Origin of the sequence: Anabaena sp. AL93 (assembly GCF_001672085.1) — a bacterium.
Taxonomy (GTDB): Bacteria; Cyanobacteriota; Cyanobacteriia; order Cyanobacteriales; family Nostocaceae; genus Dolichospermum; species Dolichospermum heterosporum.
In genome coordinates this window covers 1-16814 of record NZ_LJOU01000003.1, presented here as the reverse complement: position 1 = coordinate 16814, position 16814 = coordinate 1, and the positions used below count along the sequence as shown (strand labels likewise).

Annotated in this window: 12 protein-coding genes; 2 read left to right on the top strand and 10 right to left on the bottom strand. The window is 37.1% G+C overall.

Features of this window, described 5'->3' with window-relative positions; genetic code table 11:
- Positions 1–7: 7 nt before the first annotated feature.
- A complete protein-coding gene (locus AN486_RS01305) occupies positions 8–601 on the bottom strand; it encodes a cytochrome b/b6 domain-containing protein (protein ID WP_290598800.1) in 594 nt (197 codons plus the stop codon).
- Between the two features lie 320 nt (positions 602–921).
- Here AN486_RS01305 and nblS point away from each other — a divergent pair, with 320 nt between their 5' ends.
- Positions 922–2934 (top strand): two-component system sensor histidine kinase NblS, encoded by a 2013-nt coding sequence (nblS, locus tag AN486_RS01300; RefSeq protein WP_233455458.1) that lies wholly within the window; start codon positions 922–924, stop codon positions 2932–2934.
- Positions 2935–2957: 23 nt separating this feature from the next.
- Here nblS and AN486_RS01295 read toward each other — a convergent pair whose 3' ends face one another.
- Positions 2958–3329 carry a zinc ribbon domain-containing protein gene (locus AN486_RS01295; RefSeq protein WP_053540912.1) on the bottom strand — a complete coding sequence of 124 codons (372 nt, stop codon included), beginning with the start codon at positions 3327–3329 and terminating at the stop codon, positions 2958–2960.
- 315 nt (positions 3330–3644) lie between these two features.
- Between AN486_RS01295 and AN486_RS01290 the strand changes: the two genes are divergently transcribed.
- Complete coding sequence (locus tag AN486_RS01290) at positions 3645–4178, top strand: hypothetical protein (RefSeq protein ID WP_053540913.1); 534 nt, start codon at positions 3645–3647, stop codon at positions 4176–4178.
- Positions 4179–4679: 501 nt separating this feature from the next.
- Here the strand turns inward: AN486_RS01290 and AN486_RS01285 are convergent.
- The 8 genes from AN486_RS01285 to AN486_RS01250 form a co-directional block, all read right to left on the bottom strand.
- Positions 4680–6104: an O-antigen ligase family protein gene (locus AN486_RS01285; protein WP_053540914.1), complete on the bottom strand. Its 1425-nt coding sequence runs from the start codon at positions 6102–6104 to the stop codon at positions 4680–4682.
- Between the two features lie 91 nt (positions 6105–6195).
- Entirely contained in the window at positions 6196–7140 is a 945-nt protein-coding gene (locus tag AN486_RS01280; RefSeq protein WP_053540915.1) for a glycosyltransferase, read from the bottom strand.
- Positions 7058–8260, bottom strand: coding sequence for a glycosyltransferase family 4 protein (locus AN486_RS01275; RefSeq protein ID WP_290598795.1), 1203 nt, complete (start codon positions 8258–8260; stop codon positions 7058–7060). Before AN486_RS01275 ends, AN486_RS01280 begins: the two co-directional genes overlap by 83 nt.
- A gap of 192 nt (positions 8261–8452) precedes the next feature.
- Positions 8453–9439 (bottom strand): glycosyltransferase family 2 protein, encoded by a 987-nt coding sequence (locus tag AN486_RS01270; RefSeq protein ID WP_053540917.1) that lies wholly within the window; start codon positions 9437–9439, stop codon positions 8453–8455.
- 46 nt (positions 9440–9485) lie between these two features.
- Positions 9486–11315, bottom strand: coding sequence for a heterocyst formation ABC transporter subunit HepA (gene hepA, locus AN486_RS01265; protein ID WP_290598792.1), 1830 nt, complete (start codon positions 11313–11315; stop codon positions 9486–9488).
- Between the two features lie 66 nt (positions 11316–11381).
- Positions 11382–12326, bottom strand: coding sequence for a hypothetical protein (locus AN486_RS01260; RefSeq protein ID WP_053540919.1), 945 nt, complete (start codon positions 12324–12326; stop codon positions 11382–11384).
- A 145-nt stretch (positions 12327–12471) separates the two neighbouring features.
- Positions 12472–13191: a heterocyst development glycosyltransferase HepC gene (gene hepC, locus AN486_RS01255; RefSeq protein WP_053540920.1), complete on the bottom strand. Its 720-nt coding sequence runs from the start codon at positions 13189–13191 to the stop codon at positions 12472–12474.
- Between the two features lie 1168 nt (positions 13192–14359).
- On the bottom strand, positions 14360–16588 hold the full coding sequence (locus tag AN486_RS01250; protein ID WP_053540921.1) for a polysaccharide biosynthesis tyrosine autokinase: 2229 nt from the start codon (positions 16586–16588) through the stop codon (positions 14360–14362).
- Positions 16589–16814 lie beyond the last annotated feature (226 nt).

The window sequence follows — 16814 nt, the reverse complement described above, 5'->3', positions numbered from 1 at the left end:
CTAGTTTTTACCAAAACATAGATTTTGTTAAGGCATTGCCGCCTACATTCTGCCCTAACCGCCAATGAAACCAGACAAATACTACCACTATCGGTACAGAAGCAAAGTGGACAATTCTTAATGCTTGCCAACTGCCAAAAATATCAACTATCCAAGAAAATTGAGCAGGTTTATACATTCCTATACCTGTAAATATTGCTAGTAATAAAAGAGGAATGATGGCTGTATAAATAATTCGATGCCAAGCATAGTTTAAACGTTGGTGATTCTGAGTTTTTTGTAATGCCTTTATATCTTTGTCGCTAACAAATCTTTTTTTCCAGCGTTGGGTAGCAAAAATATAAATTCCATAGCAAAACAGATTTATAGAAAATAGCCACATGGCTGCAAAATGCCAATGTCTGCCTCCAGCCAACCAACCACCTAAAGTAAAGAGGGGAAAAATACTTAATCCACCACGCCCACCAAAGACAGGATTTGCATTGTAAATTTGCAAGCCGCTGGTGATCATAATAAATAAACTGATGACATTGCCAGCGTGAAAAATTCTGGCAGCGATCGCTTGACTGGGTGATTTGCGGGGTATTTCAGGAGAAGTCATAAATAGGATAGAAAAATTTTAATTCGGTTACAAGTATTTGGGAAATAATTTACTGAGTTAGAATGTGAGTCCAACTGGGAAAGTCAAAATATTCTTGATGTTGAACCTGAGATTATTACTGATTTTACATTGTAATAGTCACATCACATAACCTCTGTTTCAACTTAGTTTTCACCATTACTGCAAAAACATAGTTAAATTAGGAAAGAAGGGGTAATCGGACAAAATTAATTACACACATTGTCTTTCTGTTCCCTTTTCCCTAACGACCCGATTGAATTTAATTTTGTCCAACTACTTACTAACACTTATATTTTAAGATGCTGGCTATTTTCAGAAATTTCCGAGATGAATGTGTCTCCGGCGCGTCAAAAGCGATCGCTGCGCTGGCAAAAGGCAACGCATCCCTTGCAGCAAGTATCGCCAATTGGTGGTCAGAATTCACCCTTCAGACCAAACTCCTAGCCGTCGCCACCCTCATGGTTTCCTTAGTCATGAGTGGTTTAACCTTCTGGGCTATAAACACAATTCAGCAAGATGCACGTCTCAATGATACCCGCTTTGGTCGAGATCTAGGATTACTCCTGGGGGCAAATGTAGCCCCTTTCATTGCCGATCACAATTTAACTGAAGTTGCCCAATTTTCTCAACGTTTTTTCAGTGCCACTTCTAGCGTGCGTTATATGTTATACGCCGATGAAACTGGGCAAATCTTTTTTGGTCTTCCTTTTTGGGAACCAGAGGTAGAAAACTCCCTCACTATTAAGCGCCATATCCAACTACCAGAAGATTATCCTGGCAATGAAGACCAGCCAATGGTTAGGCAGCATAACACCCCCGATGGCGCAGTTACAGATGTATTTGTGCCTTTAATAGTAGATAAAAAATACTTAGGTGTGTTAGCAGTTGGTATTAACCCTAATCAAACCGCAGTCATATCCACTAATTTCACCCGTGATGTTACCATTGCCGTTTTTATCACAATTTGGGTCATGGTAATTTTAGCAGGAGTAATTAATGCTTTAACTATTACTAAACCTATTAAAGAATTACTAGTAGGTGTTAAACAAATTGCGGCTGGAAATTTTAAACAACGGATAGATATACCTCTAGGTGGTGAACTAGGAGAACTAATTTTCAGCTTTAATGAAATGGCAGAACGGCTAGAACGTTATGAAGAACAAAATATTGAAGAATTAACTGCCGAAAAAGCTAAATTAGAAACCTTAGTCTCCACCATTGCTGATGGTGCAGTCTTGATTGATAATAATATGCAAGTAATATTAGTCAATCCCACCGCCAGACGGATTTTTGCTTGGGAAGGAGTGGATGTTGTTGGTAGTAATATACTGCATCAATTACCCCATAGTGTCCAAATGGAAATATCCCGGACTTTGTATGAAATGGCAGCCGGTGAATGTGAAAGTGCCGAATTTCGTATCCTCCTAAAACAACCAACTCAACGCACAATTCGCATTGTTTTAACCACAGTTCTCAACCTGCAACGAGAAAGTATTAAAGGCATAGCTATCACCGTTCAAGATATTAGCCGGGAAGTAGAACTAAATGAAGCAAAAAGCCAATTTATCAGCAACATTTCCCACGAATTACGCACACCTTTATTTAACATTAAAACCTATATTGAAACCCTGCATGATTATGGTGAAGATTTAGGAATTGATGAACGCAAAGAATTTCTACAAACAGTTAATAATGAAACTGATAGACTCACCCGTTTAGTTAATGACGTTTTAGATTTATCAAAACTTGAATCAGGTCGAAATTACACTTTTGATAAAGTAGATTTACCACAAGCAATAGAACAGACATTACGTACCTATCAGCTTAATGCCAAAGATAAAGGCATTGAAATATACCAAGAACTTAATCCTGATTTACCTTTTGTTCTCGGCAATTATGATTTATTGCTGCAAGTATTTGGCAACTTAATTGGTAATTCTCTTAAATTTACTCTAGCCGGTGGTAAGGTAGTTATTCGTGCCTATCAACTAGATGCTAATTCTTATTCTCAGCATCATGCTGGTAAAGTGAGAATTGAAATTAGTGATACAGGAATTGGTATCGCACCAGAAGATCAACAAGCAATTTTCGACCGATTCTTTCGTGTAGAAAATAGAGTTCATACTCTAGAAGGAACAGGTTTAGGTTTATCAATTGTTAGAAACATTATGGACAGGCATCATAGTCAAGTAAATTTGGTGAGTGAAGTTGGTATCGGTACTACTTTTTGGTTTGATTTAGAAATATTTGAGGAAGAGATTTTATCAACTGTGGAAACTATGCCAGAAACCTTAGAATTAAACCAAGTTTAAGGAGACAGCTAATACCATCAGAATCAAGCATTAAACAAGGTTATTAATAAACAAACTAATAACAAAGCTAGTATTAATAACAGAGTTTGATGGCGTTTTATCCAATTATTAACCCTGATACTCAAGCTATAACGAGAATTTTGCTTTTGCAATTCTAATGTACTTTCTTCCATATTTTGATAGAGAGGACAATCTTGAGCATAGGGATATTGGGGAAAATTACAGGTATGATCAAAATGATAACTACAACTGTCGCATAAATAATCATTTCCTTGAGCGTGGTGCAAGGGAATACCAGGATGTCCGTAAGCTTTCAGCAATAAGCGACATTGAGGACAAGTAATTGCTTGACTATCAATAATTTGATGACAACGAGGACAAGGTATAGTAGCCAAAACAGAAAAAGGATAGATAAGTAAACATCTTAATTTTACCTATTATCTGGACTAATAGAGCAGGAGTCAGGAGTCAGGAGTAAAACTGGCTTAGTGTCTAAGTAGGTTGGCGTTGGAAATTGTCGTTATGGCAAGGCAAAAGGCAAGAGGCAAGAGTGAAGAAGCTTTGGGCGATTTTACATTTCTTTACACAGTTTGGTTTTATTGTGTTCACCTACTTAGTCAATTTTTCCAAGAAATTGGGAATTTGAGATTTTGTTGTCACTTCAAGACGTATAATTAAATAATGACGGCGTAATTGGAGTTCATAAAGTAATGCTTAAAAAAAATCTCTCTAACTTAATACAAGAAGAAACCACAAAATTTACACCCCTACAAGGTGAACCTGTAATTGAAGTTTCGGCTGAAGCAGTATTGGAAACCCAAGTACCAACAGATAATACTCCTGTTATTCCCATCAATAATCAGTTAGAACTAGAAGCCAGTATTAAAGAATTGCAAAAAACAGTTTCTACATTAAAACAAAAAGAATCCACTTTAATCAAACAAATTAGCGATTTACAAACAGCTTTTTCAGAAAAAGAAGCATTGGTAGAACGTTTAACGAGGGAACTTTACGAGACAAAACAAACCGCATTACAATTAGCAGATTCTAACTCTCAGTTGCTAGAAGAAATCAAGGTTTTAAAACAACCTACTCAACCATCTTATCCACAGATGAGTCAACAAGCTAGTCAAATTTCCAAATCCATCCAATACAAAAAATCTCATAGATCAGTAGAACGACTGCAAGAAAAGCCCAATCAAGATAGTGAAGATTTTTCTCAAAATACTTGGTTATATGATTGAAGTCAGGATGAATAAGAGGGTGTTTGAAAAGTCATGATTGCTGTATCAAATATTTTACCCCTCCCTAACCCTCCCCTTTACAACTACGGTGTACACACAAGTCTTAAAATTCCACCTATGACTTGGTTTCGTTATCTAATTTTAGGCTGTGCGATAGCGAACGCATTGCGTCCCGGAGGGAACTAGCGCGACCTAGGAATCGCTCTGGAAGTCTTTCATTGCCTTCCCATAGCGTTTCCCACAGAGGAGGAATAACGAAGCGATAGCGAACGCATTGCGTCCCGGAGGGAACTAGCGCGACCTAGGAATCGCAAAAACCACGGGATTATGTGATCACTTGCGCTCGTAATGACAATTTCAGGGGTCTATAACGCCTGAAACCCTTGCAGATACCACTTGTGTGTACACCGTAGCCTTAAAAAAGGGGGAACTAGAGTCAAAGTCCCCCTTGGAAAGGGGGATTTAGGGGGATCTCAAGATTGCTAAGGAAGGGGTTTTAATTTAACTCTGTGGTCTGCTGTAGTATTTATGACCTGCCATAGCCATTGCTAAAAATCCCCACATAATCATCCCTGCAATACTCAGCATCCCGCTATAAATAATTAATTGGGCGCAAGAACTGATACCAATAGCGCGGGCAGCACTAAGAAAACTATCAAAACGACCTTCTGTATAATTACTAACGGTAATTAGCATTAATACTAACCCACTAATATAGGGTATAGCACCAATCCAACCCAAGGTAAAAAACATATCTAAAATGCCGCTATCAATAACAATGACTTCTATTTGTCCAGTTTTTTCATTCACTTTCCAGATATTTCCAAAGCCGTTACCGACAACATTAGAAAGAGCTAAATTCAGGTTTCTGTCATAAGTTGCGGATCTATCTCTAAAACTACCATCTTGTTCGAGATTGGAAAAACTTTCAAATCGAGTGGTAATAACTTTAGAAAGCGGTTCGATAGTCACCAAGGGAATAACGCAGATTGACATTACTAAAATTATGGTAATTAATCGCATTTGAATTTTGGGTTTTACTGAACCAAAAATCATAATTATTCCTAATAACCAGCCGCCCCAACTTGTCCGCACTTGGGAAAGTAAGAATGATAAATAACCCACAGCAGAAGCGGGGAAAATTAACGGACCAGTGCTGGTAAATAATAATAGTAAACCAGCTTGCATGACAGTTCCGAATGGACCAGGTGAGTGTAATGTACTCCAAACGCGCATTCCAAAAGGAATTGGGTGTCCAGCACTGGTAAACATTTTCGATTGGATTAGCCAATATCTATCCCATTCAGGAGCGACAACAAATTGATAGACACCGTAAGCTCCCAGGATGAGTACACACCAAATAAATGTTCTTTGCAGATGTTGACGATAACTGGGATAATCTCGCCAATTAGAAAATAAATGAAAAGCAAAAATTATGGGACTTAACCAATCTAAAAAACTCCGAACTACAGGGAGTGGTTGATTGTAAATTAAACCTATTAAACATCCATAACAAACTCCTATGGCTGCTAAAAGAAATGGCAGTCCCCCTTGACGAAGACTGCTAGGTAGATGTTTTGAAAAGGTGAATATGGTCAGGAATACGACTAAATAAGGTGCAATTAACATTTGTCGGGTGGGGTCCCAGCCAATTTTATAGTCAACTAAACGAGTGATTAAGGGGGTGAGAAACCATATCCACCAGGTGAAGCCGATATAGTGGATGGGATGCCGTAAGTATAAAAACGCCGCTACTAGAAAAGCAGTGGCGGGAAAAACGAGGCGTAAACTACCCGTACTGGTAAAGTAGCAAGCTGTGATCAGGAGGATAAAAGCAAGAATGATAATCCAACTTTGGGCTGATCGATCTTGGGGAGAAAATTGTTCTTTTAAAACTGTATTGAAAAGTGTTGGTTTGGAAATCATTTTGATCTGAATATTCTATAAAAAGTTTAGTTAGGAGATAGATCCCCGACTTCTTCAAGAAGTCGGGGATCTCGGTTGTCGGTTGGGGTAATTAATAACTAAGATGGTGATTTCCTATTTTTCTATATTTTTGATATCCTAACCATCTTCCTCGTAAGGATGCTCGCAATTTTTTACTGGCGATTTCTTTTTGTTGGGGAAATAGTCTCAGCCATTGACATATTCCTAAACTTTCTCTTGTACCAACTAAAATTGACCAGGATAAAAATATAATTTGACGCAGGGGGGAAAGATGTTCTAATAAAATTAAGGTTTCGTTGTGGACTAGGTTAATTAATGCGGTGTCGTTAAAGTTGTGGCGTTGATCTTCGTCAAATCGTTGGGCGGGATAGTGATCTACTCCAATGCTGGGATCATAAATTATTTTCCATCCAGTACGTTTGAGGGTGAGGGCAAAGGACATTTCAAAATGTACTTGTGCGCCTGTTCCTTGCATTCTGTCATCAAATCGCAGTTTACCGATCGCTTGGGTACGAAAGCTCATATTCACACCTTTGAGAACATCAACTTCACGGGGTGCGCCTATTCCTAAGTGGTGGTTGCCAATGACGCGCCCCCACCATTGCAATTTACCAACTATGGGACGAGAACCATTTTCGAGTTTGTCTCCTTGATACACCCAATCACGACCACCAACGCCACCAACGGCATAATTAACGCTAAAGTGAGTATTAATTTTTGCTAACCAATCCGGGTGGGGGGCGGCATCATCATCGGTGATGGAAAGAATGTCTCCCTGTACTTGTGCCAGTCCGGCGTTGAGGGCGGAGACGACTCCCGGCTGGGTGACGGTGACAATCTGTAAGGGGAGGAGGTGGGGCGGAAATTGTTGGAGAAATTGCTGAGTTTCTGTGTCTGTATCTCTGACAACAACGATCGCCTGATCAACTGATTTAGTTTGCTGTTGCAGTGCTTTCAGACAGCGGGCTAGGTCTTGAGGACGGCGATAGGTGGGAATGAGAACTGTGTTTCTCATGGGTGATTAACTCCTCAAATATATTTAGATAGGTTTGTGCCATTGTTGACCAGCTATGTTGTTCGGCAATAGTCCGGGCAACTTTACCCATTTTTTGACGCAGTGAGCGATCGCTATTTAACAACCCAATCGCATCGGCTAAAGCATTAACGTCATCACAATCGTCTAAAACGATGCCACAGTCGGGATTAACTAAATCAGCCGCACCAGTAGTAGTGGCGGTAATCACGGGCAAACCTGAAGCCATCGCTTCAATCACTACAAGTCCAAAAGGTTCATAACGGGATGGAAATACAAATAAATCTGATGCCCGTTGAATTTGGGGCATATCACGGCGATAACCTAAAAAATGCACTCTTTTACTAATATTTAATGCCTTTGCCATTGCCGGATAAGGGCTATCTTGAGTACCACCGACAACTGCTAAATGTAATTCAGGAACTTTTACTAAGGCATGAAGTACAGTATCTAAGTTCTTACGAGAAATGCGAATATCACCTGCAAATAATGCCAAATTAACATTCTCAGGCAATCCCAATTCCGTCCGAGAACTGACACCAGGAGCAAATTCTTGTAAGTCTACACCATTAACAACAACCCGAATTTGTGAACGAGGTACATCAATATTTACTAATTCTTGGGCAACTTTTTCTGAGACAGCAATAATAATTTTAGATTTCCGAAAAGCTTGTTTTTCCCAATAAGCATTAGCCGCAGTAAATAACCATTGATATAACCCGTACAAATCTTTACGTTTATGGGAAATATGCACAGGCGATTTCAACCAAGAACCATGTACAAAATGCACGGCATTCACATCACTTGCCCCCATAGTAATCGCGCCATTGACCTTAATCAAATCTAAATTGGCTCTATTTTTACGCAACCAATCGGCACTTTTTTGAGCAAAGATGAAATTGCGAATAAATTCCGTAGGATACCCTTCTACTGGAATATAAATACAATTAACAGCACTATTTTCGGCTAACTCTGGGGCAATTTCACTAGCTAATAATGTCAGATCATGACCACGACGAATGGCTTCTTGAACTACTTCATAATTAACTCTACCTTGACCATCACCTTTTCTGATTTTGTGGGTAACAATACAAATTTTCACTGATAACCTCTTGTGATTTACAAAAAAAAGGGAACAGGGAATAGAGGCGTTGCTGATTAAGGGTATGAATTTTAGTCTCACGCAAAGGCGCAAAGACGCACTGAGGTTTGAGTTTTAAAGATTCAATTTGGGAATTTCATACCTCGATTCAGCAACGCCAGTTTTTTCTGTTCCTTGTTCCCTCTGAATAAATTAGGAAATTTTCCAAATTTTATTCGTTAGATTGGTAGGAATAAAACTAATAATTAAAGCCACTAAAGTTCGTAAATTGAATTTTTGTTCACTTAAAGTTTGCCAGAAATAACGGCGGGCATCTGTAATTTTTTGATCTCGTAATAAGCCAATTCCTAAAGTTGTATTAGCTTCTAGCCATTTGGTTTTAAAGTAGGACTTAAATTCCTCTAACCGTTGATCTTCCATAAAAGTTTGATAACAGAATATCTCACTTTTACCTTTACGGATTTTTGCTTGAACATTGCGACTACCACTGAGCATAGTATCAGTTTGTTCATGCTCTCGATATTGGGTTAATTTTTCGGGAACATAGTAAACTCCATAGCCAGAAATACAACAAAGATATGTTAAATATAAATCCCACATTCCGTCAACCTCTGAAGGAATATTATCCCAATTAAGCACTCCATTTCTAATTACACAAGCAGCCGCAGTGGGAATACTTTTATCAATTAAGCCAATTTGAGTGAAATTTTTATGAACTCCGGGAGTGATTTGATCACGTTTATAACTGCGGGTATTGTTTTCAGTGGCAGCTACATTAATTTTACTATCACCATCTATAATATATTGGTCACAAAATGCCAAAATTAAATCGGGATTTGCTTCTAAATTGGGGACAAGTTTAGATAAAAAATCCTCATTCCATATATCATCATCATGGAGACTAGCCACATATTTACCTGTAGCAATTTTAAAACCATGAAACTGGTTAGCTAACATCCCAATATTTTGCTCATGTCGCCAAAATTTGATCCGTGAGTCTTGAAATGATTCAATTAGTGCTTGAGGATTTTCAGAACTACAATTATCAGAAACAATAATTTCTAGATTTTGATAAGTTTGGTTAACAGCACTATTAATGGCTTGTTTCAGGTATTCTGGGCGATTATAGGTGGGGATAATGACGCTCACCAAAGGTTCGGAGGAGTTAATATTTAACATTGATTGGAGGATGAGAAAATAAACTATGGGAAAATTGAATTATTGTTTATCTCACTTCATTTTGAATTTGATAATATTGCCAAAATTTGCCACGTTGTTGAAGTAGCTCTTGATATGCTCCCTGTTCTACGATTTTTCCTTGTTCTAAAACTACAACTTTATCTGCTTTAGCTATAGTAGAAAGACGGTGAGCGATCGCAATGACTGTGCGCCCAACAGATAGCTTTTCTAAGGATTCTTGAATTAACCGCTCAGACACAGAATCTAAGGCACTTGTAGCTTCATCTAGAATCAGGATTTGGGGATTTTTTAGCAATGCGCGAGCGATCGCAATTCTTTGTCTTTGTCCACCTGATAACCGCACACCTCTATCTCCTAATTGCGTATCAAAACCCTCCGGCATTTCTAAAATAAATTCTAAAGCATTTGCTAATCGTGCAGCTTCTTTAATTTCTGCTTCTGTAGCTGTTGGTGTCCCGTAAGCAATATTATTCCAAACAGAAGTATTGAAAATAAAAGTATTCTGACTCACAACTGCTATCTTAGAACGCAGAGAGTTAATGTCAAATTTGCGAATATCAACTTCATCTATATAAATATAGCCGTCAGTAGCATTATGAAAGCGAGGAATTAAATCTGCAAGTGTGGTTTTACCAGCCCCAGATGAACCAATTAAAGCCGTCATTTCCCCTTGTTTAATCGAGAGAGTAATATTATGTAAAACTCGTTGATTAAGACTATAATCAAAATCTACAGACACCAAATCAATTGATCTTCTAAAACCAGGAAATCTTAATGCGCCATTTTGAAAATAGATTTTATCATCAGGTTTCAACAAATCCTTGATATTTTCCACTGCTCCCGCTTGGGTACTTAAAAAAGCCACTACCCCATTCAAATCCTGAGTCATAGGGATAATGCGGAACAGGACAAAAAAGAAAGTTAACAAAGCCGAAACTTTCATTAATCCTGTGGCTAAAGCCACAATAATCATACTAATCAGAATTAGCGTAGATATACTCTCAGCCAAAGGCTTAACTATCAAAGAAATCCAATAAACACTTTTCCAAGTATTAACAATTTTTTCACTGGCTTGATAATAGCGGTTTCGCTCAAATTCTTGAGTAGAAAAAGCATGAATTGTGCGAATACCTTCGATAAACTCTAGCACCCTAGCAGTAAAATTATCATTAGCGGAAGTAATCGCAAAACTACGTTCTCTAATTTGTTTATTTAAGGTAGATAATGCTACCGCCAAAAGACTAAATAGTAAAATAGAAACTATAGTCAGTTTCCAGGAAAGTATAAACAAAGAAATAGAATAGACAATCAGCGTAAAACTTCTAGTGATTAAAAAAGCTAGTCCACCAAAAATTTGTCTAATTCTCTCCATTTCACTGGTAAGAATATTAACTAATTCCCCGGATTTCTTATGACTAAAATAATTGAGAGTTTGAGCCTCTAACTGTTGAAAAATTCGTTTACGCAGATTATCTACTAAACTGATTTCACTAAACTGGATGCAAATCTGTCCTATATAATTAAAGGATGCCCGCATACAGGTTGTAACAACAATTAAAGCAGATATTCGATATAATCGCTCCGTTGCTGAACCATTAATTCCTAAAATCAAAATATCAAACCACTCTATCCCTGTTTTCACAGGTTCAGAACCAGGAGTAGTTAGGCTTTGCAGGAACACCAGCAAAAATCCTAAACCAAACCCTTCAAAACTTGCAGCTAAAGCCGAAAATACGATAGCTAAAATAGCCACAACTCGAAAGTGTTTAAATTCTCGTAATATTACCCGATTATTTTGCCACCAACTTGTAGCTTGCAATATTTTCATAGTTGACGGTAGAAATTTGGAATCCATAAAAATTTTGACCGATAATTTTGATAATTAAGTATAGAAGCACCAATCTCAAGAAAATTAATATGCTTACATAGGAGCGCGACGGATAAAACGACCAAGAGCAGAACCACAGAGAATTTCAAATTTTTGCCATAGTATTTTTGGTATTGAATATAATTGAATAGGTGTTTGGCTATGTCGCCAATATAATTTATCAGTTATGGTGGGAGAACTACCTTCTAAAGCACTGAGAAGTAATTTTTTGCGCCAAGGTTTAATATGTGGGACTGTGGCGTGAGACATAATAGTACCACCAGGAACAAAATCCATACCGTCTGGTCCAACGGTACTCAAAGGATAATTAGTTAGCATCAATGCTAAGTTTAAATAAGTCTGATCTCCATACAGATATGGATAATGATTAAAGGTATTACCGTTATAAAGATCCTTTAAATTGGCATATCCTGCCATTTCACCCAATTCTTCTAATTTCTGCCAAACTTTCAAGATAGATTTGTAGTTTTTATGAACTCCAATGAAGCCACTATTGTAGTGATAATCTAACTCGCGCTCACAAGCAAAACCATTATTTTCAGCAAATTCTTTCCATGCTAACCGTCTCGGATGATTCGCCGGCACAAGATACCAAGAATCACCACAAAGAGCAATTCCTCGACTTACCCAATTTTCATAAAAATCCCAGTTACATTTATTGACAATATCAGGATCAAAGTAAAATAAAGCATCAATATCTGGGCAATAATTTTCCCACAATTGGGACATAAAATCAGGTTTATAAAAGCCTAAATGTTTTGGAGTTGTTAGTTTGACAAATCGGATTGCACAACCTTCATCTACAGAAAACTCTTGATAACCAGTTTCTGTTTTTAGCTCCTTAGCCCAATCGGGTGTATTTCCACGATAACCAGCCCAAATTATGCCTCGAAAACCATGATAATACAGGGAATTTACTAAAGCCCCCACACCATAATGGTAGTCTTTTTCAAATACGGTACAAATCGCTGTTTGCATGATATTTCTTATTTTTTAATTAGCTACATAATTCATAGTCATCAATATGAGAACAGGAAGTATTCATCAATTAGATAAAAATGCTTGAAAACACAGAGCCAATAGATTTATTCTCAACTATAGGCAGTTTATCCTTCCCATCTATTTACGATACACCGCTAAATTTATTTTGCTTGTTTAATTTGTTATTTTGTGATTCTAAACTTAATTTAACTGCACTTTCCAAAGATAAACAACGATTATTGATTAGACAAAATTTTCCCTGCAATATATTCAATACATTAGATAAATTATTCAAAATGAATGTACCTAAAATAATGTTCAAATCTGTCATTTCCTGTTTAGCCATAGAACTAAACTTAATAATCTGAAAAAGTTGCCCATTTTCTCCGACATACCACTCATAATTAAACAGCAATTTGGGGGAATATATTTGCATAGTTATTAATCCTCCGAGAATGACTGGACTCATAAATAACAGCAAAAGTAAAGCCCAAGTCCAATCAATTATTATTTGTAAAGTTCTGAAAATTTGATTACCTTTCTTTGGCAATTTTTGATGCCCAGAAATGTTTATAAATATGGGCTTATTAGCTTTTTGACAAGCATTTGCCCAAACTTTTAATAAAGAATCACCGATTTTGGGATCTATGCTGACTAAACTAACTGGAGAATGTTTTAAACATTCTATTAAAGATTCTTCATTTTCTAGTGCAGCTAAATGGGGTTGTGAGAATTTTTCAGAGGCTTTTACTAATAATTTTCCTCTGCGCCATTTTAATGAGCATGATAGGAAGTTAAAATTTTCAGATTGCTGGGGGACAATAGAGTTACTATTTAGACTAGAAATGACTGAAATTGGCATATATTAACAGCGATAAATTAGTAAAAGATTGACTGAATATTTACCATTAGAAAATTAATATTTTCTTGACCGAACAGTATTGTATAGGAGTCCTATAGCAATGATTAAATATGACAACAGAAAATTAGGGACACTTGGATTTATGATCAAGAGTAGTCATCTCAGAGAAGATACTAACTTTTTGCAACCCTGATAAAATTACTTCGGTTTCGTCCTGGAGATTTTGATGATGGGTTTCAATCTCTAGAATATAAGACTCTCGATAAATAAATCATCAAGAAACAACTTCTTTATTCACTCTTTAAATAAATATTACTTTCTTCTCTATAATATTAAGATATGGTGAAATGAATTAATCGTAACTAAATAAAAATAAACCTTGTTTTATACTTGCAAAGTATATCATAAATTACTTATTAGGTAAATAAAAATAAATGTGAATTGTATTAGTAATACAACAAAAATATTTTGTATAGTGAATGGTCATTTGCCAACATACTACAGTAATAAATTGAAAATTGAAAAAGCAAATAATATCATTTTTTTAGCAGAGATTTATAAACAAAACTCAATACATTTAACCAACAAGTATCTAACCCTAATTAGACGTGAATTCGATAGCGTAGCGTGACGACGTAGGAGTTATTGAACCTCACCCCAATCCCTCTCCGCGTTGGAGAGGGGCATATTGGTTTGTTTTTAGCAGCATAAAATCAGAGTTTTAAGCCTCTCTAGTATTAAATATTATTCCTTTTCCCTCTCCTCTTAGGGAACACCAAAAAATAAATTACCCAATTTTGTGGGATGGGCATCCTGCCCGTCCTTGATGATTAGCGGGCAATTCGTCCCGCACCACAAGAAATTTTTGGGTATTTTTTTAATTGGAAGTCCCTTAGAGACTGTTTTAAAGGTGGTAAGTAGTCGGACAAAATTAAATTCACTCGTTGAGAGAGGGAACTCTTAACTGGGAACAGGGAACAGAAAAATCAATTGTGTAATTAATTCTGTCCCATTACTTATCTCGTAATTTTCATCACATTGTTACCCCCCTTCATAAGGGGAAAGGGGGGCACTACTTAATTGATCTTGAATAGTCAACACAAAAACCCCTGTCTAATGCAGGGGTCAATATATTTTTGTGGGTTAAATAGTCAGCAAATATTTTGCTTTATTCTTCCATTGCTGGTTGTAAAACTAATTGTTTTGCTTTTACATAAGGTACATAGGTGCTATCAGATGGAGATACGCCATTGGCTACAACCCCAATCAGATTTAACCTACTCAACATCCCTGTGGCTTGATTAAGTTGGGTGCGGGTCACTTTACCAATACTTGCCATCATCACCACACTACGACAGGATGATGCCGTGAGCATAGCATCTACTAACCCAAGAACGGAAGGGGCATCTATGATTACCAAATCATAATTTTCTTCAAATGCAGCTATTAATTGAATCATCCGGGGAGAACTCAAAAGATGAGCAGGATCGGTCGGAGTTGGTCCGGCTGTTAAAATATCAATGTAAGACGACCCAGAGTAAGGAACACTGATCTGATTAGGTAGATTAACTTCACTTTCTAATAAACTAGAAAGTCCTTGTTCATTAGGAAGATTTAACTGTTTGTGCAGATTAGGATCGCGTAAATTGGCATCAATTAGTAAGACTTTTTTATGTAGGCGAGCCGCACTCATGGCTAGACCTAATGCCAAAGCCGATTTACCATCATCTGGTAATGCTGATGTCACCATTAATGATCTTAAATCTGAGACTTTATTAAGCAGTTCAATATTTTTGTAAATGAGATCAAGTGATTCCCAACGGGGAGAAGATTGTAATACTTGAATTGTCCAAGGTGCGAGAACTTCTGGTTTGCCAAATGGCAATTTTATCATGGATTCTCTGGGTTTGGGAGGTGGCAATTTAGGAGTTGTTCCTAATAATGGGAGAGCAGCTTGTTTTTCTAATTCCGCAGTGGTATGTACAGCGTCATCAGATGCTTCACGAATAAAGGCAGCAAGTCCTCCTAACATTAACCCAATTACTCCTCCTAATAAGAGATTTTGTCTCATGTTAGGACCAGTATGAAGACCTTCTTGGGGTTCTTCTACTACCTCCCAATTAAATCCACCTTTAGAAAGTTCTTGGCGTAATTTTTGTTCTGCTCTTAATAATTGTTCTAATCTTTCTCTACTAAATTGTAGTTGAGGCAGGATGCGATTATAATAAGCCAATAGAGAAGGAAACCGCTTGAGGTCGGCTTGTAATTCTTTCTCTTTGGCTGCTAAGGTTTGATCGCGGGCGGTTAATGCAACGATGGTTGTTTGGGTTTCTACTAATTGACCTGTGAGATTAAGATCAATTTGTCCTAGTTGTCCTTGTTCTAAAAGATTGTCTCCAGAATTAAAGGTAGAGTTGGTTTTTTCTCCTAAAGTTCTGCTAACTTCTTTTTGTAAAAGTTGCTTTTGACTTTGCAGTTGTTCATATAATTTTTGAACGCTGGGAGTATCATCTGTGAAACGTAAACGTTCTTGTGCTAAAGCCAGTTCTGTTTTTTGGATTTCATTGAGTAAGCCTTGGTAGCGGGTAGACTGACTCAGACGAGAAGAAACTAAGGCATTTTGTGGAGAACGGTTCAGTTGTGTTTGCAAAGATTTTTGCTTTGCTAAGGCTTCTTCATACTGGGAACGAGTTGTTTGTCGTTCCTGTTGGACAGTATTTAAAGCTATCTCTACGGTTTTAGCTTGAGCATCTGGATCAATTAAATTTTGACTTCTGCGAAATCTTTGTAAATTTGCTTCGGAAGCGGTTACTTCATCAGTCGCTTTTCTTAATTGATCTCTGATAACTTGTAAACCTTTTTGTAGGCGTGAATCTTGTTGTTGTTTATTGTATTCTAAATAAACCTGCTGAATTGTTTTGAGGACTTTCTGAGTTTTTCCTGGATCGCTATCGGTGTAATCAACTTGAAATATTTTAGTAGCAATATTATCCTCTGGAGTCTTAATTTGAGTGAGGACTAAGGATTTTTTTAAATCCATTACAGTTAAGTCTGGATATTCAGTTTTAAGTCTATCAACTGCTTTTTTAATCAGTCCAGAACTCTGCATCAAGTTTAATTGAGTAGCTGTATCTACCTCCACATTAGCATCAGTAAATTGACTTTCAGTGTTATCTGTTTCTTTCTTGCCTTGATAGTTAGGCTCTACTAACAATTGCATGGTGCTTTTGAAGCTGGGTGGAGTTTTTAATGTAATGATGCCAGCAATAGCCGTAGAACTGAGCAATACTAATAATAACCAGGGAAATCTTCGCAGAATTACTGCAAACATTTGTCCATAACCTGGTTCTGTTTCTGATGCTGAATTTATATTGGGATTTAGACTAGTTTGAACCACTTTTATTATCCTTATCTGCGATACACTACGCAAACACCTAAAAAATTAAATGAATTAGTGATGCACAACTCCAATGCTGCAAGGCAGAATTAAAAATTAAAAAAGCAAATTATATAAGCTTTCTAGGAACTTTTAATGATGAGTTATTTTTGCCATGCTGCACTAGTAGTCTGTCAACCCGAAAATGACGGATGAAGGCAAGCGGGGGGGTAGGGGAGGTAGGGGG

Coding starts and splice junctions, on each gene's coding strand:
- AN486_RS01305 (WP_290598800.1), bottom strand. CDS start 601: ATGACTTCTCCTGAAATACCCCGCAAATCACCCAGTCAAGCGATCGCT.
- nblS (WP_233455458.1), top strand. CDS start 922: ATGCTGGCTATTTTCAGAAATTTCCGAGATGAATGTGTCTCCGGCGCG.
- AN486_RS01290 (WP_053540913.1), top strand. CDS start 3,645: ATGCTTAAAAAAAATCTCTCTAACTTAATACAAGAAGAAACCACAAAA.
- AN486_RS01285 (WP_053540914.1), bottom strand. CDS start 6,104: ATGATTTCCAAACCAACACTTTTCAATACAGTTTTAAAAGAACAATTT.
- AN486_RS01280 (WP_053540915.1), bottom strand. CDS start 7,140: ATGAGAAACACAGTTCTCATTCCCACCTATCGCCGTCCTCAAGACCTA.
- AN486_RS01270 (WP_053540917.1), bottom strand. CDS start 9,439: ATGTTAAATATTAACTCCTCCGAACCTTTGGTGAGCGTCATTATCCCC.
- hepA (WP_290598792.1), bottom strand. CDS start 11,315: ATGGATTCCAAATTTCTACCGTCAACTATGAAAATATTGCAAGCTACA.
- AN486_RS01260 (WP_053540919.1), bottom strand. CDS start 12,326: ATGCAAACAGCGATTTGTACCGTATTTGAAAAAGACTACCATTATGGT.
- hepC (WP_053540920.1), bottom strand. CDS start 13,191: ATGCCAATTTCAGTCATTTCTAGTCTAAATAGTAACTCTATTGTCCCC.